This is a genomic window from Pseudomonas sp. RIT-PI-S (assembly GCF_025642975.1).
Lineage (GTDB): Bacteria > Pseudomonadota > Gammaproteobacteria > Pseudomonadales > Pseudomonadaceae > Aquipseudomonas.
Genome location: NZ_JANZKJ010000012.1, coordinates 76,812 through 98,269, shown reverse-complemented (window position 1 = coordinate 98,269; position 21,458 = coordinate 76,812). Strand labels below are relative to the sequence as shown.

23 protein-coding genes and 1 riboswitch are annotated in these 21,458 nt (G+C 64.8%); of the genes, 15 read left to right on the top strand and 8 right to left on the bottom strand.

Features of this window, described 5'->3' with window-relative positions:
• Nucleotides 1-146: 146 nt before the first annotated feature.
• From OGL93_RS16705 to purM, 4 genes are all read right to left on the bottom strand, one after another.
• Complete coding sequence (locus OGL93_RS16705) at nt 147-341, bottom strand: hypothetical protein (RefSeq protein WP_263263921.1); 195 nt, start codon at nt 339-341, stop codon at nt 147-149.
• 243 nt (nt 342-584) lie between these two features.
• Nucleotides 585-1,298, bottom strand: a complete 714-nt coding sequence (locus OGL93_RS16700) for a DUF3108 domain-containing protein (protein WP_263263920.1) — start codon at nt 1,296-1,298, stop codon at nt 585-587.
• A gap of 8 nt (nt 1,299-1,306) precedes the next feature.
• Nucleotides 1,307-1,957, bottom strand: coding sequence for a phosphoribosylglycinamide formyltransferase (gene purN / locus OGL93_RS16695; protein WP_263263919.1), 651 nt, complete (start codon nt 1,955-1,957; stop codon nt 1,307-1,309).
• A complete protein-coding gene (gene purM / locus OGL93_RS16690) occupies nt 1,957-3,015 on the bottom strand; it encodes a phosphoribosylformylglycinamidine cyclo-ligase (RefSeq protein WP_263263918.1) in 1,059 nt (352 codons plus the stop codon). Before purM ends, purN begins: the two co-directional genes overlap by 1 nt.
• A 220-nt stretch (nt 3,016-3,235) precedes the next feature.
• On the opposite strand from purM, the gene OGL93_RS16685 reads away from it, so the two are divergent.
• The 5 genes from OGL93_RS16685 (at nt 3,236) to OGL93_RS16665 (ending at nt 7,915) form a co-directional block, all read left to right on the top strand.
• Nucleotides 3,236-4,291 (top strand): DUF2066 domain-containing protein, encoded by a 1,056-nt coding sequence (locus OGL93_RS16685; RefSeq protein ID WP_263263917.1) that lies wholly within the window; start codon nt 3,236-3,238, stop codon nt 4,289-4,291.
• 8 nt (nt 4,292-4,299) lie between these two features.
• Nucleotides 4,300-5,373, top strand: coding sequence for an AI-2E family transporter (locus OGL93_RS16680; RefSeq protein WP_263263916.1), 1,074 nt, complete (start codon nt 4,300-4,302; stop codon nt 5,371-5,373).
• 109 nt (nt 5,374-5,482) lie between these two features.
• Entirely contained in the window at nt 5,483-6,190 is a 708-nt protein-coding gene (hda, locus tag OGL93_RS16675) for a DnaA regulatory inactivator Hda (RefSeq protein ID WP_263263915.1), read from the top strand.
• Between the two features lie 395 nt (nt 6,191-6,585).
• A complete protein-coding gene (locus OGL93_RS16670) occupies nt 6,586-7,248 on the top strand; it encodes an NlpC/P60 family protein (protein ID WP_263263914.1) in 663 nt (220 codons plus the stop codon).
• A gap of 115 nt (nt 7,249-7,363) precedes the next feature.
• On the top strand, nt 7,364-7,915 hold the full coding sequence (locus tag OGL93_RS16665; RefSeq protein WP_263263913.1) for a C40 family peptidase: 552 nt from the start codon (nt 7,364-7,366) through the stop codon (nt 7,913-7,915).
• A gap of 263 nt (nt 7,916-8,178) precedes the next feature.
• On the opposite strand, the gene OGL93_RS16660 is transcribed toward OGL93_RS16665, so the two are convergent.
• Nucleotides 8,179-9,489, bottom strand: coding sequence for a sorbosone dehydrogenase family protein (locus tag OGL93_RS16660; RefSeq protein ID WP_263263912.1), 1,311 nt, complete (start codon nt 9,487-9,489; stop codon nt 8,179-8,181).
• A 94-nt stretch (nt 9,490-9,583) separates the two neighbouring features.
• A riboswitch (cobalamin riboswitch) is annotated at nt 9,584-9,806 on the top strand.
• Between the two features lie 138 nt (nt 9,807-9,944).
• On the opposite strand from OGL93_RS16660, the gene cobO reads away from it, so the two are divergent.
• Genes cobO through OGL93_RS16610 form a run of 10 tightly spaced genes read left to right on the top strand, consistent with a single transcriptional unit; the run spans nt 9,945 to nt 18,717 of the window.
• Nucleotides 9,945-10,556: a cob(I)yrinic acid a,c-diamide adenosyltransferase gene (gene cobO / locus OGL93_RS16655; RefSeq protein WP_263263911.1), complete on the top strand. Its 612-nt coding sequence runs from the start codon at nt 9,945-9,947 to the stop codon at nt 10,554-10,556.
• The gene (locus OGL93_RS16650) at nt 10,553-11,863 is read left to right on the top strand and encodes a cobyrinate a,c-diamide synthase (RefSeq protein ID WP_263263981.1); all 1,311 of its coding nucleotides are present in this window, start codon (nt 10,553-10,555) and stop codon (nt 11,861-11,863) included. Before cobO ends, OGL93_RS16650 begins: the two co-directional genes overlap by 4 nt.
• Complete coding sequence (bluB, locus tag OGL93_RS16645) at nt 11,860-12,510, top strand: 5,6-dimethylbenzimidazole synthase (protein WP_263263910.1); 651 nt, start codon at nt 11,860-11,862, stop codon at nt 12,508-12,510. The genes OGL93_RS16650 and bluB overlap by 4 nt, the downstream gene beginning before the upstream one ends.
• Entirely contained in the window at nt 12,507-13,415 is a 909-nt protein-coding gene (cbiB, locus tag OGL93_RS16640; RefSeq protein ID WP_263263909.1) for an adenosylcobinamide-phosphate synthase CbiB, read from the top strand. Before bluB ends, cbiB begins: the two co-directional genes overlap by 4 nt.
• Nucleotides 13,408-14,397, top strand: a complete 990-nt coding sequence (gene cobD, locus OGL93_RS16635; protein WP_263263908.1) for a threonine-phosphate decarboxylase CobD — start codon at nt 13,408-13,410, stop codon at nt 14,395-14,397. Before cbiB ends, cobD begins: the two co-directional genes overlap by 8 nt.
• On the top strand, nt 14,397-15,854 hold the full coding sequence (locus OGL93_RS16630; protein ID WP_263263907.1) for a cobyric acid synthase: 1,458 nt from the start codon (nt 14,397-14,399) through the stop codon (nt 15,852-15,854). The genes cobD and OGL93_RS16630 overlap by 1 nt, the downstream gene beginning before the upstream one ends.
• A gap of 1 nt (nt 15,855) precedes the next feature.
• The gene (cobU, locus tag OGL93_RS16625) at nt 15,856-16,377 is read left to right on the top strand and encodes a bifunctional adenosylcobinamide kinase/adenosylcobinamide-phosphate guanylyltransferase (RefSeq protein WP_263263906.1); all 522 of its coding nucleotides are present in this window, start codon (nt 15,856-15,858) and stop codon (nt 16,375-16,377) included.
• Nucleotides 16,374-17,426 (top strand): nicotinate-nucleotide--dimethylbenzimidazole phosphoribosyltransferase, encoded by a 1,053-nt coding sequence (cobT, locus tag OGL93_RS16620; protein ID WP_263263905.1) that lies wholly within the window; start codon nt 16,374-16,376, stop codon nt 17,424-17,426. Before cobU ends, cobT begins: the two co-directional genes overlap by 4 nt.
• Nucleotides 17,423-17,995 (top strand): histidine phosphatase family protein, encoded by a 573-nt coding sequence (locus OGL93_RS16615; protein ID WP_263263904.1) that lies wholly within the window; start codon nt 17,423-17,425, stop codon nt 17,993-17,995. Before cobT ends, OGL93_RS16615 begins: the two co-directional genes overlap by 4 nt.
• On the top strand, nt 17,995-18,717 hold the full coding sequence (locus OGL93_RS16610; protein WP_263263903.1) for an adenosylcobinamide-GDP ribazoletransferase: 723 nt from the start codon (nt 17,995-17,997) through the stop codon (nt 18,715-18,717). Before OGL93_RS16615 ends, OGL93_RS16610 begins: the two co-directional genes overlap by 1 nt.
• A gap of 12 nt (nt 18,718-18,729) precedes the next feature.
• On the opposite strand, the gene OGL93_RS16605 is transcribed toward OGL93_RS16610, so the two are convergent.
• The 3 genes from OGL93_RS16605 to OGL93_RS16595 all read right to left on the bottom strand — a co-directional run bounded on the left by OGL93_RS16605 (nt 18,730) and on the right by OGL93_RS16595 (nt 21,210).
• Nucleotides 18,730-18,921 (bottom strand): hypothetical protein, encoded by a 192-nt coding sequence (locus OGL93_RS16605; protein WP_263263902.1) that lies wholly within the window; start codon nt 18,919-18,921, stop codon nt 18,730-18,732.
• A gap of 246 nt (nt 18,922-19,167) precedes the next feature.
• Nucleotides 19,168-20,442, bottom strand: coding sequence for an outer membrane protein transport protein (locus OGL93_RS16600; protein WP_263263901.1), 1,275 nt, complete (start codon nt 20,440-20,442; stop codon nt 19,168-19,170).
• Between the two features lie 543 nt (nt 20,443-20,985).
• Nucleotides 20,986-21,210 carry a hypothetical protein gene (locus OGL93_RS16595; protein WP_263263900.1) on the bottom strand — a complete coding sequence of 75 codons (225 nt, stop codon included), beginning with the start codon at nt 21,208-21,210 and terminating at the stop codon, nt 20,986-20,988.
• Nucleotides 21,211-21,458: the final 248 nt, after the last annotated feature.

Below are 21,458 nucleotides of genomic sequence, written 5' to 3'. Positions count from 1 at the left end.
CTGACGCGGGATTTTTTTAGGCGGTGGAAAGCAGGGTTCGAACACCCGGGGGCCGTGGCAGCCCAGCGTGCTCGCGACCGGCCTTGAATCAGTGCTGGGCCTGGTCGCGAGCCAGCTCGGCTGCTACGAAGTTAGGCAATGCCGCTTCAGTTGTGCACGTCCGAAGCAGTGCGCTGCGCTTCGCTCGCTTCAAGCTCTCGCTGGTAAGCCACCGCATCCTGTTCGTTATGGAACATGCCGACCAGCAAGTCTTGCTGATGCACGTCCCAAATACGCACACCGGCCGCTAAGCCTTCGTGGGACATATGGGCATCGTCACGCTCGCTTACTTTCACAGTCATGCTGCTACTCCTCTGGGTTGCCGTAACAGGTACATGCATCCGTTATAGGATTGTTAGTCAGCTAATGGAATGGCCGCGCCGGGCAAGGATGTATTGCGTGAAACGAAAAAATCGCTGAAGGCCGCATGCCCTGGGGGCTGCGGCGGAGTGTCGCAGTACATGAACGCGCGTGAAGAATGTTTTAGGGAACAACCCAGGGCGGGATGGCGCGGCCCGGTGGGCATGGCCGCGCGCGGGGAGGGGTTAGTTACCCTGTACCTGACGGCCGTCCACGGTACCGTCCTGGAGCATGATGGTGTATTCCTTGCCATCGGTTTCAGTCTGTTGCAGCTGTACCAGCAGGTAATCCCATGCCTTGGCGAACCAGAGCACGGTGACACGCTTGCTCTGGGTAGGATCGCGGACTCGCTCGACCTTGATCGCGTCGATACTGCCGGCCTTGGTAGCGACCTTTTCTTCACCCAATACGCGGAAGTCGTAGGTGTCGATCTCGTCGCCGTCCACCACCTGGTAGCTCATGCTCTTCTTGCCGGCCGCGACGTCATGCTGTAGCGCCAGCTGATAGCTGGACTTGTCCAGCACGCCCCGGTTGAGTGGCAGGGTGATCGGATCGCCGCGGTCGGTGCCGGTGATCTTCTTGGCGGACCAGTCGAAATCCAGGTCGACCTTCTTGGCTTTGCCCAGGCCGCCGCGCTCGAAGTTATAGGCCTGCGGCAGCAAGGTGCCCTTGTCCACGCGCAGTGTGCTGGTTTCGCTCAGGCTGGCGATCATCATCGAGGCCTTGAACTGCAACGTCCAGCTGCCGTCTGCATTGGCGCTCAGGCTGCGCTCGGCGGTGCCGCTCATGGGCAGTTGTTTCCAGTCCGCGGTGTAGCTGGCGGAAAAGGGCTTCAGGTCCGCGGCCTGAACGCTCGGAAGCGTGATCAAGGCAAGGGCGAACAACAGGGCACGACGCATACGGTCTCCTATGGGCGGATCAAATGGCCGCTGGCGGGCAGGGGCTGGCCGTCGAACGTTACGCCACGCTCGCTGAGGCAAAGCCTGCCTTCGGCGAACCAGCGCACCGCCAGTGGGTATATCTGGTGCTCTTGGGCATGCACGCGCCGGGCGAGCGTTTCCGGGGTGTCGTCGGGGGCCACTGCAACGGCAGCCTGTACGACCAGAGGGCCTCCGTCGAGTTCCTCGGTAACGAAGTGTACGCTGCAGCCGTGCTCACTGTCGCCGGCCTCCAGGGCGCGCTGGTGGGTATGCAGGCCCTTGTGGCGTGGCAACAGCGAAGGATGGATATTGAGCAGGCGGCCATGATAATGGCGGACGAACCCAGGGCTGAGAATCCGCATGAACCCGGCCAGTGCCACCAGTTGCGGCGCGAAGCCGTCGATCAAGGCGATCAGCGCCTGGTCGAAGGCTTCGCGCCCAGCGTAGCCTGCGTGCTCCAGTACCCGGGTTTCGATGCCGGCGGCGCGGGCGCGCTCGAGGCCGTGGGCGTCGGCGCGGTTGGCGATGACCGCGCGGATGCGTACCGGCGTATCGGCGTGAGCGAAACTGTCGATCATTGCCTGGAGGTTGCTGCCGGCGCCCGACAGCAAGACCACCAGGTTACAAGGCCCGGGCATCAGTGGGCCTTGAGGTTTTTCAGCTCGACCTGGGCAGCCCCTTCGGCGGCACCGGTGATTTCGCCGATGACCCAGGGTTGTTCACCGGCGGCCTTCAGCACTTCGAGCGCACGCGACACGTCTGCCTGGGCGACGCAGATGACCATGCCCACGCCGCAGTTCAGAACCCGGTGCATCTCGGTTTCATCCACGTTGCCATGTTGTTGCAGCCAGTCGAAGACCGCCGGGCGCTGCCAGCTCGCTACGTCGATCACCGCCTGCGCGCCAGCGGGCAGCACGCGCGGGATGTTGTCCAACAGGCCGCCGCCAGTGATGTGGGCCATGGCCTTGACCGCGCCGGTCTCGGCGATGAGCTTGAGCAACGGCTTGACGTAGATGCGGGTAGGCGCCATGAGCAGGTCGGCCAGCGGCTTGCCGTCGAGCTGTTCGGTGGCGATGTCGGCACCTGCCACTTCGATGATCTTGCGAACCAGCGAATAGCCATTGGAGTGCGGGCCAGAGGAGGGCAGGGCGATCAGCGCATCGCCCGTGGCGACTTTCGAGCCGTCGATGATCTCGGCTTTTTCCACCACGCCAACGCAGAAGCCGGCCAGGTCGTAGTCTTCGCCTTCGTACATGCCCGGCATCTCGGCGGTTTCGCCGCCCACCAGCGAGCAGCCCGCCTGTTCGCAGCCTTCGCCGATGCCGGTCACCACGGTGGCGGCGACGTCGACGTTAAGTTTGCCGGTGGCGTAGTAATCGAGGAAGAACAGCGGCTCGGCGCCACAGACCACCAGGTCGTTCACGCACATGGCCACCAGGTCGATGCCGATGCTGTCGTGCTTGTTCAGGTTCAAGGCCAGGCGCAGCTTGGTGCCCACACCGTCGGTACCCGAGACCAGTACCGGCTGCTTGTAGCCGGCAGGGATTTCGCAGAGGGCGCCGAAGCCGCCCAGCCCGCCCATCACTTCAGGCCGCGCGGTGCGCTTGGCCACGCCCTTGATGCGTTCGACCAGCGCTTCACCGGCGTCGATGTCCACACCGGCGTCCTTGTAGCTCAGGGAGGGTTGCTTGCTCATGATCCAGGCCTTTGAAAAGGGGCGATACAGAAAAACGACCACTAAGGTTAGGGTCTGCGAAGGCGCGCGATTTTATCAGGCTTGGCCTATTCAGGCCAGAACGGGGCTTGGGTACGCACGGCTGGCAGCCGCAGGCGAAGCGAGACAGTTGGCAGGTCGAATGTTTTCCGGGAAAGTGTGTCCCAGTCACTTCAGTACCTTTGCCATGGAACCTATGCTCATGCGCCTGCGCCCCGTTTTGCTCGCTTTGCTGTTCAGCTTCGCCCAACCGGGCGCCTGGGCCGAAACCCTGAGCAACCTTTATCAGGTGAGCGAGCCGGTGGCCAGCCAGGCCCCGGAAGAACGCGACCAGGCCACCCAGCGTGCGCTGGAAACCCTGGTGCTGCGCCTGACCGGCGATCCCAAGGCATTCGCCAGCGCGGGGCTGGCCGGCGTACGCAAGGACCCGCAGCAGATCATCAGCCAATTCGGCTACCAGGCAGGGCCCGCGCAGGCCCTGCAAGTGGATTTCGACCCTGTTAGCACCGATAAGGCCTTGCGTCAGGCCGGCCTGGCCACGTGGGGCGCTAACCGGCCATCGATCCTGGCCTGGTGGTTGAACGAGACCGCCGCCGGCGCCACCCTCGCCGGCGATGCACAGCCTAGCGCCGCGCCCCTGCGACAGGCGGCAAAACACCGCGGGCTGCCGCTCAAACTGCCGCTGGCGGACTTGGAAGAACAACTGGCGGCCACCGCGAAGAACCTCGAAGGCACCGATCCTGCCCCGCTTCAGGGTGTGTCCCATCGCTATGGCGCGGATGCGTTGCTGGCAGTGCACGCGAGCACGGATGGCAGCCAATGGCAGGCAAAATGGCGCCTGTGGCTGGGCAACCAGCGCGAACAGGGTAGCGTACAGGCGGCGGACCAGGCGGCCCTTGCCGATGCGGTGATGCTGGCGGTCATGCAACGCCTGGCGCCACGCTATATCGTCAAGCCCGGTGCCAGCAGCGAGCTGGCCATCGAGGTGCAGGGCATGACGCTGGAGCGTTATGCCGAGCTCGGCCGGGCCCTGGACAGCCTTGGCGCGCGGCTGCAATCGGTGAGCGGTGACAAGGCCCTTTATCGTGTGACCGCCAGCCCCGAGCAAATACGGGCACAGATGAGCCTGGCGCGGCTGCAAGAAGTTGACCCGGCCTCGCTACCGCAGCCCAGCGCCGCGCCCGCCTCGGCGCCGATCCCCGCCGGCGGCGTGCCCACGGCACCGGCCACCCCCGAACCGCTGCGGTTCCACTGGTGAGCCTGGTCATGACGGATAAAAAGCATTGGTTCTGGTTGGGCGCGGTCCTGGTGGTCTGCGTCTTTATCTTCCTGCTGCACCCGATCCTCTCGCCATTTCTGATCGGCATGCTGATCGCCTACCTGGGTGACCCGCTGGTCGATCGCCTCGAACGGCTCAAGCTTTCCCGAACACTGGCGGTGGCCGTGGTGTTCGTGCTGTTCACGTTGATCGTCATGGTCGCGCTGGTGGTGGTCATCCCGATGCTGGCACGGCAGCTGGTGAGGCTTTACGAGCTCACGCCACAGTTCCTCGACTGGTTGCAACAGGTGGCGCTGCCCTGGGTGCAGGCCCGGCTGGGGCTGGCGGAAGGGTTCTGGAAATTCGACAAGATCAAGCAGGCCATTTCCGCGCACATGGGCCAGACCACCGATGTGGTCGGGCTGATCCTGGCGCAGGCGACAGCGTCGGGCCTGGCGCTGATCGGCTGGCTGGCCAACCTGGTGCTGATTCCGGTGGTGGGCTTCTACCTGCTGCGTGACTGGGACCTGATGATGGCGAAAATCCGGGGTCTGCTTCCGCGCCAGCGTGAGGGCCAGATCGTCGCCCTGGCGCAGGAGTGCCACGAGGTATTGGGTGCATTCCTGCGCGGGCAGTTGATGGTGATGCTGGCGCTCGGTGGGATCTATTCGGTGGGCCTGATGCTGACTGGCCTGGAGCTGGGCCTGTTGGTGGGCGTATTGGCCGGGCTTGCTTCCATCGTGCCCTACATGGGCTTTATCACCGGTATCACCGCGGCCATGGCGGCGGGGCTGTTCCAGTTCGGGCTGGATGCCTGGCACCTGGCGGCCATAGGCGCGGTGTTCGCCATCGGCCAGGCGCTCGAGGGCATGGTGCTCACGCCCTTGCTGGTAGGCGATCGTATCGGGCTGCACCCAGTCGCGGTGATCTTTGCGATCCTGGCTGGCGGCGAGCTGTTCGGCTTTACCGGTGTGTTGCTGGCGCTGCCGGTGGCCGCGGTGATCATGGTGCTCATCCGCCATATACATGTACTGTATAAACAGTCGGACCTGTACGGCGGTGGCGAGGATCCGGAGCTTTGACTAATGCTGCGGTGCTAGCGTGACCGCGCCTTGCGCGCGTCAAGCTTGCAGCTTCCAGCCAAGCCGCTAGAATTTGCCCCCTTTGAGCTGAGGCGTAACCCCGGGCCGCATGAAAGAGCCGATCCAACTCCCGCTGGGTGTGCGCCTGCGCGACGACGCCACCTTCGTCAACTATTACCCCGGGGCTAACGCCGCGGCGCTCGGTTACGTCGAGCGGTTGTGCGATGCGGATGCCGGCTGGACCGAAAGCCTGATCTACCTTTGGGGCAAGCAAGGGGTAGGGCGCACTCACTTGATGCAGGCCGCCTGCTTGCGCATGGAGCAACAGGGGCAGCCAGCGGTCTATCTGCCTCTGGCTCAGCTGCTCGACCGCGGCATTGGCATTCTCGACTACCTGGCGCAATACGAACTGGTGTGCCTGGATGACCTCCAGGTGATCGCCGGCAAGGCCGACTGGGAAGAAGCGCTGTTCCACCTGTTCAATCGGCTGCGCGACAGTGGCCGCCGGCTGTTGATCGCCGCTTCGCACTCGCCGCGCGAACTGCCGGTAAAGCTCGCGGACCTCAAGTCTCGGCTGACGCTGGCGCTGGTGTTCCAGATGCGCCCGTTGTCGGACGAAGACAAGCTCCGCGCATTGCAGTTGAGAGCATCCCGGCGTGGTTTGCACCTTACCGATGAAGTGGGCCACTTTATCCTCACCCGCGGCAGCCGCAGCATGAGCTCCCTGTTCGACCTGCTGGAACGGCTTGACCAGGCCTCCCTCCAAGCCCAGCGCAAGCTCACCATTCCTTTCCTTAAAGAAACCCTCGGCTGGTAGCAGGCTCGCCGGCGACCAGCGGTCGTGCTTGTGGCCCCTGCTTTGCATTCTCTATCGCCGGTAGCTTCCCGCCAATTGGCTGGCGTCACCAGACTTTCGCTGCGTCGATAGCTTTATTCAATGCAATAGCGGTAGGCAGAGCGCAGCGGTGAATCACGACAAACAGCTTATTGATAGGCTGCGCGCCCGCCGGAAGCTTGGCGGATGGGGGATTCCCCAGCATGTTCAGCCAGTTGGGCTGCGCCGGAAGTTTGCATTAGCAGCTTGGGAAAGGGCGATTTCCGCCAGATGTTCGCTGCGGCACCACAAGTCACAAAATGTTCTATAAAATTTGCAAATCGCTCCCATAGCGGGCATATTCGCCCCTTCATCAACTTACTGACACGGTCGTGCCCATGCTGAATCGCTTCGCACCCCTCGTGCCTCTTGCACTCGTTACCCTGCTGATCGGCTGCGCAGCCCAGTCCCCGGTCTCGCAACAGCAGGTGTCCGCCCCCGTTACCGCCGAACGCACCCCACTGGTGCAGCCTCATACTTCCCCCGTCAATGTGGCCTCGTTGTTCCAGGACGAAGACGCTTCCGACGCTTCGGACAAAGACGACGTAGCGGCCTTCTCCCGCCGCGCGCCATACCGCCTGCCGCTGCTGGCGGACAGCATCCTGGAGCGTGGCAAGTCGTTGATCGGTACCCGCTACCAGTTTGGCGGCACCACCGAAAACGGCTTCGATTGCACCGGCTTCATCAATTTCCTGTTCCGCGAAGAAGCAGGCATGACCTTGCCACGCTCCAGCCGCGAAATGATCAATGCCAAGGCCCCCCTGGTGGCGCGTAATAACCTCAAGCCAGGCGATGTGCTGTTCTTCGGCACCAGCGGCCGTCGCAACCGGGTCAGCCACGCCGGCATCTACCTTGGCGACAACCAGTTCATCCATTCCAGCAGCCGTCGCAGCGGTGGCGTTCGGGTAGATAACCTGGGCGATACCTACTGGAGCAAGACCTACATCGAGGCCAAACGCATGCTGGCCATGGTCCCTGCAAGCGAAATGGCTCGCAAGTAAGCCAAGCGGCCAAACAAGGGCAGCGACGAGCGGTCACGCTTTCGCTGCCCTTTTTTATGGAAAACAGCGGGTTAAGCGCTAATCTTCAGCGGCAGTCGAACTCGGAACCTCTCTCATGGCTTTTTCCCGTTTGCGCATTCTGGCGTTCGCGCCGTTTGCTCTCCTCGCGGCCTGTGCCAGTGCGCCACCGCCGGCACCGATGCCCATGGTCGCGGCCCCACGCCCGGTGATCCTGAATCCGGCCGATTACTCGTCAGTGAAAGCCGATGACGTGCTGTTTCGCGCCATCGGCCTAGTTGGCACTCCGTACCGCTGGGGTGGCAACACGCCGGATTCAGGCTTCGATTGCAGTGGGCTGATCGGCTTCGTTTACCGTGACGCGGCAGGTATCGCACTGCCGCGTTCCACCCGGGAGCTGATCACCATGCGTGCGCCGAGCGTCGATCGCAGCGCGCTGCGTTCCGGGGACCTGGTGTTCTTTTCGACCCAGGGCGGTGGGCAGGTGAGCCACGCCGGGATCTATGTGGGGGAGGGGCGCTTCGTTCACGCCCCGCGTACTGGAGGTACGGTGCGCCTGGATTACCTCGACAAGCCTTATTGGCAGAAGGCCTACCTGGACGCCAAGCGGGTCATTCAGCCCGAGCGGCTGGCGCAGACCGGTCAGTAGCCGGCAACGCCAAGGCCCATGACAGCCGGGCGTGCCCGCGAAGGGACGCAGCGGCGCATGACGCCTGTCCCGGCAAGCCGTGCTGCTACGCGTTAGCGCTTGCGGGCAACATGACCTCTCCTACACCGCAAAGCTCCTAGCAGCCGGGCTTGCCCGCGATCGAACGCAGCGGCGCGTAGTGCCTGTTGCCGGCAAGCCGTGCTGCTACGCGCTTGCGGAGCCGTAGAAGCTCCTACGAATTGCGGATTGGGGGCAGCCCGGCGTTATTGCTTGGTCACACGCCAGATCTTGTTGCCCACGTCGTCCGCCACCAACAGCCCACCCTTACCGTCGCCGATAACGCCCACCGGGCGGCCCATGGCTTCTTCCTTGTCGTTCAAGAAGCCGGTCAGCAGGTCGACGGGTTGGCCACTGGGCATGCCGTTGGCGAAAGGCACGAACAGCACTTTGTAGCCACTGTGCGGCTTGCGGTTCCACGAGCCGTGCTGGCCGATGAACGCGCCGTGGTCAAAGGGTGCCGGCAGTTGATTGGCCTGGGCGAAGGTCAGCCCCAGCGAGGCGGTGTGAGGGCCGACCGCGAAGTCCGGCACGATCGCCTTTTGCACCATGTCCGGCTTGCCCGGCTCCACGCGCGCGTCCACATGTTGGCCGTAGTAGCTGAACGGCCACCCATAGAAGGCGCCATCCTTCACCGAGGTGATGTAGTCCGGCACCAGGTCGCTGCCAATTTCGTCGCGTTCGTTGACGGCGGTCCACAGCTTGCCGCTCTGTGGTTCCCATGCGAGGCCGTTGGGGTTGCGCAGGCCGCCAGCGAACAGGCGTTTTTGCCCGGTGGCTGCATCGACTTCCCAGATGGCGGCGCGACCTTCTTCCTGTTCCAGGCCGTTCTCAGCAGCGTTGCTGTTGGACCCCACGGTCACGTAAAGCTTTTTACCGTCGGCGCTGGCCACCACGTTTTTCGTCCAGTGGTGGTTAATGGTGCCGGCCGGCAGGTCGGTCACGGTTTCGCCGTCGCCGCTCAGGTGAGTGGCGCCGGGCTGATACTTGAAGCGCAGCAGCTTGTCGGTGTCTGCCACATAAAAGTCCTGGCCGACCAACGCCATGCCGAACGGCGAGTTGAGGTGCTGCAAGAACACCTCGCGGGTTTCAGCGATGCCGTCGCCATCCTTGTCGCGCAGCAAGGTGATGCGGTTAGCGCTCGGCACGCCGGCGCCCGCACGGCCCATGACTTTCTTCATGACCCAGCCGCGAATGCCTTTCTCGTCATCGGGCTTGGCCGGCGAGTTGGTTTCCGCCACTAGCACGTCACCGTTAGGCAACACGTAAAGCCAGCGTGGGTGGTCCAGCCCCTCGGCGAAGGCATTCACCTGAGTGCCTGCCGCTGCCTTTGGCTTGACGCCTTCTGGCCAGCCCACCGCGGGCGCGATGTTCACCGTCGGCAGCAGGGTTTTGTTCGGTTCAGGCAGCTGGGGCGAGGGCCCGGTGCCGTCGGCTACCTGCAGTTTGGAGCTTTCACCGCAACCGGCCACGCTAGCGGCAAGCAGTACGGAAAGGGCAAGGCGAGAAATGTGCATGATCAGCTTCCTGGCGGCCTGGTATGTACCGTAGAGGCAGCGAGGCGGCTTAGGTTCAACATGTTTGATTGACGCTATGGGGCCAACCCCTTACCCTTCGCCGATTGCTTCAGGTGCCCGGCGGCGTTCGCCCTCCGGGTGAAACAGGGAAGCCGGTCAGCCGCGGGCAACACGCCGCGGGCGAACCCGGCGCTGCCCCCGCAACGGTAGATGAGTCAACGCTCACGCACAGGCCACTGGGGAACCGGGAAGGCGCGGGGGCGGGGCAGCATGCCCGCTCATGAGCCCGGAGACCGGCCTGAAGCGCCACCACGGCGCGGCAACCCGCCCCGTTTACCCTTGGATCGCCGCGCGGGTGAGAGCGGCATCGACATCATCGTGCCCGCCAGGTTCTGGCGAGGGTGCGTGGTCGGTGCGTACCCGCGAGCGTGCAGACGTGCGGAACTAGTGCAGCGATGAACGAATCCCCTGAGCGCGACGAGCGCCATCAAGCCCGCATGGCGCGCAAGAAAGCCGTGATCGATGCCCGTATCGCCGCTTCGGCGGACGAGCGCGGCGTATTGCTGGTGCTGACCGGCAACGGCAAAGGCAAAAGCAGCTCCGGTTTCGGCATGCTGGCCCGGGCGCTGGGCCATGGCTTGCGCTGCGGCGTGGTGCAATTTATCAAAGGGCGGCAGACCACTGGCGAGGAAGCGTTTTTCCGCCGTTTCCCGGAGGAGGTGAGCTTTCATGTGATGGGCGAAGGCTTCACGTGGGAAACCCAGGACCGCCAGCGCGACATCGCCGCCGCCGAGGCCGCCTGGGAGGTTGCCCGCGGCCTGCTGTCGGACCCCAGCATCGGTTTCGTATTACTCGATGAGCTCAACATCGCCCTCAAGCACGGCTATCTCGATGCCAATGCGGTGATCGCCGACCTCAAGGCGCGCCCACCCCTGCAGCATGTGATCGTCACTGGCCGCGCTGGCAAGCCGGAGATGCTCGAGGCCGCCGATACCGTCAGCGAGCTGGGCCTGATCAAGCATGCGTTCCAGGCCGGCATCAAGGCACAAAAAGGCATCGAATGGTGAGTGCGACCCGGCAGTGCCCCGCCGTGCTGATCGCCGCGCCGGCGTCTGGCCAGGGCAAGACCACAGTGACCGCCGCCTTGGCCCGGCTGCATCGCAACCAGGGGCGGCGGGTGCGGGTGTTCAAGTGCGGGCCGGACTTTCTCGACCCAATGATTCTAGAGCGCGCCAGCGGTGCGCCGGTGTACCAGCTGGACCTGTGGATGGTCGGCGCTGACGAAAGCCGGCGGCTGCTGTGGGAGGCCGCTGGAACCGCGGACCTGATTCTGATCGAGGGGGTGATGGGTTTGTTCGACGGTACGCCTTCGAGCGCGGACCTCGCCATTGAATTGGGTGTGCCGGTGTTGGCCGTGATCGACGGGACCGCCATGGCGCAGACCTTCGGCGCCCTCGCGCTGGGCCTGGCCCAATACAAGCCGGAACTGGCCTTCGCTGGGGTCATGGCCAACCGAGTGGGCAGCACCCGCCATGGCGAATTGCTGCGCGATAGCCTCACCCACGGCCTGCGCTGGTTCGGTGGCCTGCCCCGGGAGCAGGCCATCAGCCTGCCGAGCCGGCACCTGGGGCTGGTTCAGGCCAGCGAGCTGGAAGACCTCGACCGACGCCTGGATGCCGCCGCCGAGGCGCTGGCCGCCAGCTGCGACGATGCCCTGCCGCCAGCGGTGTGCTTCGCGCCACCGGCCGCCGCGGCGTTGCCGCCGCTGCTCAACGGGGTGCGAATCGCCGTGGCGCAGGACCAAGCCTTCGCTTTCCTGTACCGGGCCAACCTGGACCTGTTGCAGGCCATGGGCGCGCAGCTGTCGTTCTTCTCGCCGCTGGCCGATGCCGAACTGCCGCCCTGCGACAGCCTGTACCTGCCCGGAGGCTACCCAGAGTTGCATCACCACCGCCTGGCCGCCAACCTGCCAATGCTCAGCGCCATTCGCGATCACCACCGGGCAGGCAAACCCTTGCTCGCCGAATGTGGCGGCATGCTCTACCTGCTGGACGGGCTCACCGATGTGGGCGGCGAGCGGGCGGCATTGCTGGGGCTGATGCCCGGTGAGGCGAGCATGCAAAAGCGCCTGGCCGCGCTCGCCCTGCAACGGGTGGAACTGCCCAGGGGTTGCCTGCGCGGGCACACCTATCACCATTCACTGACCAGCACGCCTTGGCAGCCAATCGCCCGTGGGGTGAGCCCCAATGGCGGGCGCGGTGCCGAGGCGGTCTACCAGGCCGGCCGGCTCACGGCTTCGTACGTGCATTTCTACTTTCCTTCGGACCCCGGGCTGGCGGCGGATCTGCTCCACCCCGGCGGGCGACAACCATGACCGAACATGCCTACAGTGAACCCGAGCGGGCGGCGGTCTACCGGGCCATCGCCGAGCGGCGGGACATGCGCCATTTCACCGGTGGCGAGGTCGCGCCACAGGTGCTGCAGCGATTGCTTGCGGCCGCGCATCAGGCGCCCAGCGTGGGCCTGATGCAGCCTTGGCGGTTCATTCGCATCCGCCGCCCGGCGCTGCGCGAGGCGATCTACCAACTGGTGGAGCAAGAACGGGTGCGTACCGCCGAGGCCTTGGGCGAGCGTGCCGACGACTTTATGAAGCTGAAGGTAGAAGGCGTGCGCGATTGCGCCGAGCTGCTGGTGGTCGCGCTGATGGAGGGCCGCGAGCAGCATGTGTTCGGCCGCCGCACCTTGCCTGAGATGGACCTGGCGTCGCTTTCGTGCGCGGTGCAGAACCTCTGGCTCGCTGCTCGGGCCGAGGGCTTGGGCATGGGCTGGGTGTCCTTGTTCGACCCCGAGCAGTTGGGCCGCCTGCTCAACATACCCGCCGGCGGCAAGCCGATGGCCGTGCTCTGCCTGGGCCCGGTGGAGGCGTTCTATCCCGCCCCCATGCTGGTGCTCGAGGGTTGGGCAGAAGAGAAGCCGTTGCAGGAACTGTTGTTCGAAGACAGCTGGGGAGCGGCCTCGTGAACCTTGCCTTGGCTTGTGTAATGGCGGTCGCCCTGGACGCCTTGCTTGGCGAACCGCGCCGCTGGCATCCGCTGGTTGGCTTCGGCCGCCTCGCGCAGCGGTTGGAGCAGCGCTTCAATTTCGCCGGCCATGGCTGGCGCAGCCACGGTGTGACGGCTTGGTCGATGGCAGTGCTGCCGCCTGTGTTGCTGCTGACGCTGCTGTCGTGGCTGCCGTTGATTGGAGGCGTGGTCGAGGTGCTGGCGCTCTATTGGGCGCTGGGCCTGCGTAGCCTCGGCGAACATCTGCAGCCGGTGGCCGGCGCGCTGCGCAGCGCAGACCTCCCCCTGGCACGGGAACGCGTAGGCCGCCTGGTGAGCCGCCAAACCGAGGAGCTAGACACCACCGGGGTCGCCAAGGCCGCCACCGAATCAGCGCTGGAAAACGGCAGCGACGCGGTCTTCGCCGCGCTGTTCTGGTTCGTCGTCGGCGGCGTGCCAGGGGTGGTGCTGTACCGCCTGGCCAACACCCTCGATGCCATGTGGGGTTACCGCAACGAACGTTTCGAGCGCTTCGGCTGGGCCGCGGCGCGGATCGACGACCTGCTCAACCTGGTGCCCGCCAGGCTCGCGGCGCTGACCTATGCCATCCTGGGCAAGACTGGCCTGGCGCTGCGCTGCTGGAAACGCCAGGGCCATCTATGGGACAGCCCCAACGCCGGCCCGGTGATGGCCGCCGGCGCCGGTGCGCTGGGGGTCGAGCTGGGCGGGCCTGCGGTTTATCACGGTGAGCTTCATCAGCGGCCGGTGCTGGGCGAAGGGCCTGCGCCGGGCGCCGATGCCATCGAACGCGCCTGGGCTTTGGTGCAGCGGGGCGTTTGGCTATGGTTGCTGATCATCTGCGTGGGGACGCAATTCTATGCTTGAACATGGCGGCAGGTTACGCGCGGCAGCGCAGGAATTCGGTATCGACGAGGCCGCCTGGGTCGATCTTTCCACCGGCATCGCGCCTTGGCCGTGGACCATTCCAGCCATTCCCGAGCGCGCCTGGGCTCGCTTGCCGGAACCGGACGACGGCCTGGAAGCGGCCGCCTGCCGCTACTATGGCGCCGAGCAGTCATTGCCAGTGGCCGGCTCGCAGGCGGCCATTCAGCTGCTGCCACGGCTGCGCCGCAGCGGCAAGGTGGGCGTGCTCGGCCCCTGTTATGCCGAGCACGCCGAAGCCTGGCGGCGGGGTGGTCACGTGGTACGGGAACTGGCCGACGATGAAGCAGAAAGCTACCTCGACGGCCTCGACGTGCTGGTGGTGGTCAACCCGAACAACCCCACCGGGCGCCTGGTGAGCGCGGAGACCTTGCTGGCCTGGCAGGCCAGGCTGGCCGCCCGCGGCGGCTGGCTCGTGGTAGACGAAGCCTTCATGGACATGACGCCGGCCCACAGCCTGGCCAGTGAAACCAACCGCCCCGGCTTGATCGTGTTGCGCTCCTTCGGAAAATTCTTTGGCCTGGCTGGGGTACGCCTGGGCTTTGTGCTGGCTGAGCCGCGGCTGCTGGTTGCGCTCGCCGAGCAGCTGGGCCCTTGGGCGGTCAGTGGCCCCACCCGTTCCCTTGGGCGTGCCTGCCTGCAGGATGGCCCGGGCCACCGGCGGCAGATCGAGCGCTGCACTGCCGCCGCCGCGCAGCTGGCCGCGCTGCTCGCCGAGCACGGATGGGCGCCCGCCGGTGGTTGCGCGTTGTTCCAGTGGGTGCGCAGCGAGCGCGCCGCGGCGCTTTACCTTTACCTAGCCCAGCGCGGCATCCTGGTTCGGCTGTTTCGCCATACCGGCAGCTTGCGCTTCGGCTTGCCGGCCGAAGACCGCCAGTGGCAACGGCTGGGCGAAGCGCTGGCCGGGTTCCCAGAGGAGGCCTGATGCCTACGTTAATGGTGCAGGGCACCACCTCGGACGCCGGCAAAAGTACCTTGGTGACGGGGCTGTGCCGCTGGTTGCGCCGCGAAGGGGTCGCCGTGGTGCCGTTCAAGCCTCAGAACATGGCGCTCAACAGCGCGGTTACCGCCGACGGTGGTGAAATCGGCCGTGCCCAGGCGGTACAAGCGCAAGCCAGCGGCCTTGCGCCCCATACCGACATGAACCCGGTGTTGCTCAAACCCAACAGCGACACCGGCGCCCAGGTCATCATTCACGGCCGGGCGGTGGGCAATATGAATGCGCTGCGCTACCACGGCTACAAGGCCACGGCGATGCGCGCGGTGCTTGCTTCCCACCAGCGGCTTGCGGCCACGTATCAGGTGGTGATGGTGGAAGGGGCTGGCTCGCCCGCCGAGATCAATTTACGCGAAGGCGACATCGCCAACATGGGCTTCGCCGAAGCGGTGGACTGCCCGGTGATCCTGGTCGCCGACATCAACCGAGGTGGGGTGTTCGCCCACCTGGTCGGCACCCTGGCGCTGCTTTCCGAGAGCGAGCAGGCGCGGGTTCAGGGTTTCGTGATCAACCGCTTTCGCGGCGACCTTGCCCTGTTGCAGCCTGGCCTGGACTGGCTCGAAGCGCACACCGGCAAACCCGTATTGGGTGTGCTGCCCTACCTTACGGACTTCCACCTTGAAGCCGAGGACGCCATAGACAATCGCCAGCCGGCCAAACTGGGCGAGCTGTTGCGGGTCGTCGTGCCGGTGTTGCCGCGCATCAGTAACCATACGGATTTCGACCCCCTGCGCTTGCACCCACAGGTTTCCCTGAGCTTCGTTCGCCCGGGCGAACCCGTGCCGCCGGCGGACCTGATCATCCTGCCTGGCTCGAAGAGCGTTCGGGCAGACCTGGCGCGGCTACGTGAAAGCGGTTGGGACCAGGCCATCACTCGCCATCTGCGGTATGGCGGCAAAGTGCTCGGCATCTGTGGCGGCTTGCAGATGCTGGGCGCGCGCATCGCCGATCCGCTGGGTATCGAAGGGCCGGCGGGAGAAAGCCCTGGGCTGGGCTGGCTAGCGTTGAATACCACCCTGGCGGCGGACAAACAGCTGCGTAACGTCAGCGGCCGGCTGGCCCAGCACGACGTGCCGGTGCACGGCTATGAGATTCATGCCGGGGTCAGTGAGGGGGCCGCGCTGGATCGCCCTGCGCTGTGGCTCGACGAGGGGCGAGGCGATGGCGCCATCAGCGAAGACGGGCAGGTGATGGGCACCTATGTACACGGCCTGTTCGAGTCGCCAGCCGCGTGCGCCGCGCTGCTGCGCTGGGCCGGGCTGCAGGCTGCCGACCCATTCGATTACCACGCCCTGCGCGAGCGGGACATCGAACGGCTCGCTGACTCGGTAGCCGCCCACCTGAACACCACGCGGCTTCGCCAATTGTGCCTGGGAGGGCGTTGACATGCTGCGGTTGATCCTTGGCGGCGCCCGCTCGGGCAAAAGCCGCTTGGCCGAGAACTTCGCCGTGGCAAGTGGCCTGGCAGTGACCTACATCGCCACCAGCGAGCCACGTGACGCTGAACTCGACGCCCGGGTACGCCTGCATAAGGCGCGGCGGCCCGAGCATTGGCAACTGGTCGAAGAACCGTTGGCGCTCGCCGCAACCCTGGCGAACCATGCCGCGCCTGGCCAGTGCCTGCTGGTGGACTGCCTGACCCTCTGGCTGACCAACCTGCTGGTGCTGGACGACCCCGAGCGGCTTGGGCAGGAGCGTGACGCACTGCTCGCTACCCTGGGCCAGCTCCCGGGCGAAATCATCATGGTCAGCAATGAAACCGGGTTGGGCATTGTCCCCCTGGGTGAGCTGACCCGCCGTTACGTGGATGAAGCGGGCCTGCTGCATCAAGCCATTGCCGAACGTTGCCAGCAGGTGATCCTTACCGTCGCTGGCCTTCCCCTTACCCTCAAAGGACCTACCCCATGACCACAGCCTGGTGGCAGCAGCCGTGCGCCCAAGCCCACGCGCAATTTGCCGAGGTCGCCCTGGAGCGCCAGCGGCAGCTGACCAAGCCCGCCGGCTCCCTCGGCCAGCTCGAAGCGATCGCCGTGCGCCTCGCGGCATTGCAGGGCACCCCCCGGCCACGGGTGGGCGAGGTTCATATCGGTTTGTTCGCGGGCGACCACGGCGTCGTCGCCGAGGGGGTTTCCCCCTATCCGCAGGAAGTGACCGGGCAAATGCTGCGCAACTTCATCAACGGCGGAGCCGCTATCAGCGTGCTGGCGCGGAGCCTGGGCGCGCACATGGCTGTGGTCGACATGGGCACGCTGGTGCCGCTCGACCTCCCCGGAGTGCGGCAAGTACGGCTCGGCGCCGGCACCCGTAATTTCGCCCGGGAGCCGGCGATGACCACCGCCGAATGCGAGCAGGCGCTGCTGGCCGGCCGGGAAACCGCGCAGAGCGCTGCCAACGCTGGCGCGCAGCTGTTTATCGGCGGCGAGATGGGCATTGGCAACACAACGGCCGCCAGTGCCTTGGGTTGCCTGTTGCTCGACTGCCCGGCCAGCGAACTGGTGGGGCCCGGCACGGGGCTCGATGCGGATGGCGTGAGCCACAAGGCGCGGGTGATCGAGGCGGCGCGCCAGCGGCATGCCGGCACCGAGCGCGAGCCGTTGTCCGTGTTGGCGTGCTTCGGTGGTTTCGAAATTGCCGCCTTGGTGGGCAGTTACCTGGGAGCGGCACAGGCCGGGTTACCGGTGCTGGTAGACGGCTTCATCTGCTCGGTCGCCGCCCTGGTCGCCGTGCGCTTGAACCCTGGCTGCCAGCCCTGGCTGTTCTTCGCCCATCAAGGCGCGGAGCCTGGCCACAAGCGTGTGCTCCAGGCGTTGGACGCAGAGCCCCTGCTGGCACTGGGGCTCCGTTTGGGCGAGGGCAGCGGTGCGGCGCTTGCGGTGCCGCTGATGCGCTTGGCTTGCGAGCTGCACGGCGGCATGGCCACGTTCGCCGAAGCCGCGGTGGCGGATCGTCCCGCATGAGCCTCAGGCTCGATCTGCTGCGCCACGGCGAGACCGAGCGCGGCGGCGGCTTTCGCGGCAGCCTGGATGACGCGTTGACCAGTGCCGGTTGGGCCACCCTGGAAGCTGCAGTGCTCGGCCAGGGCCCCTGGGACGCCATTGTGACTTCGCCGCTGCGCCGCTGCGCAGATTTCGCGCAGGCCTTGGCCGACCGCTTGCAGCGGCCGTTACTGACCCTGCCGGACCTGCGTGAACTGCATTTCGGCGAGTGGGAGGGCCGCAGCGCTGCCGAACTGATGGCGAGCGACGCCGAAGCATTGGGCAATTTTTGGCAGGACCCCTTTCGTTACACCCCTCCCGGCGCGGAACCGTTGGCGGAGTTCGTGCCCCGTGTAGAGTGCGGGGTGGCAGCCTTGCTGGCGGGTTATCCCAATCAGCAGCTATTGATAGTAGGGCACGCCGGCGTGATGCGATTGTTATTGGCCAGGGCGCGCGGGTTGCCCGTGAGCCGCCTGTTGGACGTGGAAGTCGCACACGGTGCGTTGCACCGGATTGCCGTGGCCGACGACGGCAGCCTGGCGGCGCTGTGATGATGCCTTGGTGGATTGCCTTGCAGTTTCTCAGCAGCGTGCCCGTGCGCTTGTCACGCATGCCTACACCTGCGGAAACGGGCAAGTCACTGTTGTTCTACCCGCTGGTGGGCGTGCTCTTCGCCGCTGTGCTTTGGGCGATGGACCGCCTGCTCGGGAACGCCCCGGTGGCGCTGCATGCGGCGTTGCTGCTAGCGGTATGGGTGGGGCTGACGGGTGGGCTGCACCTTGATGGCCTTGCAGACACTGCCGACGCCTGGGTCGGCGGTTACGGCGACCGGGAACGTACTCTTGCCATCATGAAAGACCCGCGCAGCGGGCCGATGGCCGTGGTGGCGCTGGTGCTGCTGCTATTGCTCAAGTTCGCTGCCCTGGTCGCGTTGCTAGAGGCAGGGCAGGGCGGTGCCTGGCTGCTGGTGCCCACGCTTGGCCGCGCCACGCTGCTTGCATTGTTCCTCACTACGCCCTATGTCCGCCCCGGAGGGCTAGGGCAAGCATTGGCCAATCATCTGCCTCGGCACCTGGCTTGGGCAGTGCTGGCCGCCTGCCTGGCGGCGGGCATCGCTTTCCTTGGTGCGCGCACGGTGTTCGCCGCTGTGGTGGCCTTTCTATGGTTGCGCGGATTGCTGCTTCGGCGGCTGGGCGGGACCACCGGCGATACGGCCGGGGCGCTGGTCGAGGGGTTGGAAGGGGTGCTGCTGGTGGCGCTAGCGCTTAAGTGAGTGAATTGGCATTCAGTGCTCGGCGTCCTGCGTCGAGCGCGAGGGATCACTAAGCTTCACGGCAAGCTTCGCCGCTGCTTCATCGCTGTCCGTGAGGTGCACTGTTCCGTCGTCTTCGGTAACGGCGAAAGCCTGCTCAGCGCCTGAATTACGAAGATCTTCCGGTATTTGCTCGCCTTCCAGCTTTTTAACTGAGATTGCCATCGGTTTCTCCTGACTGCGCTGTTATGAGCCTCTAATGGCTAGGAGTCCCATCGGAAGGCGGCGTTCCCCCACCACGCCTATTGGGAGACGGCAGGCCAGCGTCGGCCGGGTGCTGGGCTTGTGAATGCTCGCGCATACACCCTTCCCGAAACTGAAACAGGCACCCCGAGTGCACGCAGAGCGTTGCGCTTGCGCGTTCCATAAAAAAACCGCCCGGGTGGGCGGTTTTTTTCAGGCGTGGGCGGATCAGAACTTGTAGGTCAAGGAGCTGCCGAAGCCATGCGCGCTGTTGTGGTAGGTCGCACTGTAGGCGCCTTTGGTAGCGCTGACCAGGTTCACGTCGACGCTTTCTTCCTTCAGGTAGGAGTAGGCGAAGTCCAGGGTGATGTTGTCAGTCGGGCTGTAGCCCGCACCCAGGCTGAAGATGCGACGGTCACCCGATGGGATGCGCGGCGAACGGTTGGTATTGTTGGTTGGCGACTGGTCCACGCTGAAGCCGGTGCGCAGGGTCCATTCCTTGTTCAGCTTGTACGAAGCACCGATGGCGTGCGCCCAAGTGTCGTGCCAGTTCTGTTCTTCGGTAATGGTGCCCAAGCCCGCCCGTGCAGGCACACCGCTGACTTCGCTCTCGACGGTGATGTCCTTCAGGCGGCTCCAACGGGTCCAGGTGCTGCCGCCGTAGAGAGTCCAGCGGTCATCCAGCTTATGGGTAAACGACAGGTCCACCGACTCAGGCGTATCCAGGTCGAGCGAAGCGTCGGCCTTGAAATTCAAAGTGGGCGCACCGGGAAAGTTCAGGTTTCTACCCTTGGTGTTGCCATCCAGTTTGTAATCCACTTTGGAGTGGTAGGTCAGCCCCAGGCTGGTCTTGTCGGTAGCTTGTACCAGGATACCGGCGTTGAAGCCTACGGCGGTGTCGTCACCCTTGATCTTCACCTCGCCGTCGCCACCGGAAACCGGGTTGAGGGCGTTGATAGTCCGCGAAGTCAGCTCACCCTCGATGCGGTTGAAGGTAGGGCCTATACCAATGGAGACTTTGTCGTTGAAGGCATAGCTGATGGTCGGCTGGAAGGTGATGACCTTCACCACGCTCTTGTCAGCGTAGTAACGGCCGGCATAGCCGCTTTCATAGTCGGTCGCCAGGCCGAACGGCACATACACGCCGAAGCCGACGGCCCATTGGTCGTTCAGGGGCTTGACGTAGTAGCCCATGGGCACGCCAACCAGCGGCACCATGTCGCCATCGCTGCTGCCACCCAGGGTAGCGCGGGAATGATCGATGTCGGTGTTGGCATAGATGCCGGCGGCACCTACGGTGAATTGCTCCTGCTTGAGTCGCGCCATGCCGGCCGGGTTGCCGGCGACGGTGCTGGCGTCTTCTGCCGATGACGATCGACCCGCGAAGCCCACGCCCATGCCGCTGATGCTTTGCTCGTTGATGGCGAAGCCGCTGGCGAAGAGTTGGGTGGAGGCGAGCGTGACTGCGAGGCCGAGGCTCGATCTGATCATGACTTTTTTCATTGTTGTTGTTACTCCGAGGGTGATCACCGGCGCAAATTACCAATAAATCGGAGGCGGCGCCATAGCCTGTATCATGCAAGATAGAGCTATTTTGTCGGACAATCCGACTAAAATGGCTCTCAAGCCACTCGCGGATGATGACCGACGGCGGCCTTACCGTTAAATGCTGACACAGGTTTATTGACGCATAGCGCCTCGCTCGCTTCGTCTGCAGCGGCTCAAGCGGCATGGCTTGGGGCTTTGGCAGAGGCGATGGTTATTTGACGCTTATAGCACTGGAGTAACAAATGTTTGCGAAGTGCCCACACCGGGCCGATTCAGCAAAAGTCGAGATCAGGGACGACCTAGAGAAATATTTGTAACAGAGATAAAACAAGCGGGCCCCACGCGTGGCAGCGATCATTCGGACAGGGCCCGCTCGGAAGCGGCCCGCCGCTCGCGCACCGCTCAAGTTAAAGCTTAGCTTTAAGTAAGAGGCGCAAGTGTGCGTTCGTCGGAACTTTACCGCCTGCCCGCAAGGCGAAGCTGGCAGCTTTCGAGAACTTACGCGACCAGCGACTGGCGTGCGCGCTCGATCACGGCCTGCAGCGGGGCCGGCGCTGCGTATTGCTCAGGGTAGAGGCGCTCGGTATGGCGAGCCACGCCGTGCTCGTTGACCACCGAGAAGCTGAAGCTTTCATTGCGCGCGGCAAGGATCACGCAGCGCAACGGTGCGAAGGCTTGAGACAGGGTGTGGATAGCCACCTGGGTTTGAGTGTTGAACGTCATGTTATGTGTTCCTGCGATTGACACGGATCAGAGCCGTGGGCATTGAATTTGTTCCGGCCCGCCTAAGTAAAAGCGGGAAACCTGCCAGAACAGTACAGCGCGCCTGTGACGCCAATGTGAACAAGGCGCAGGCGGCGGTCGGTACGCAAGACGAGAGGCGGCCGGGACCTTAGATAACGGCAGGTCGCGGCAAAACCTTAGGAAGCGAGACAGCGAGGCGTGACGATAAAGGACGCTTGGCGCTGGCC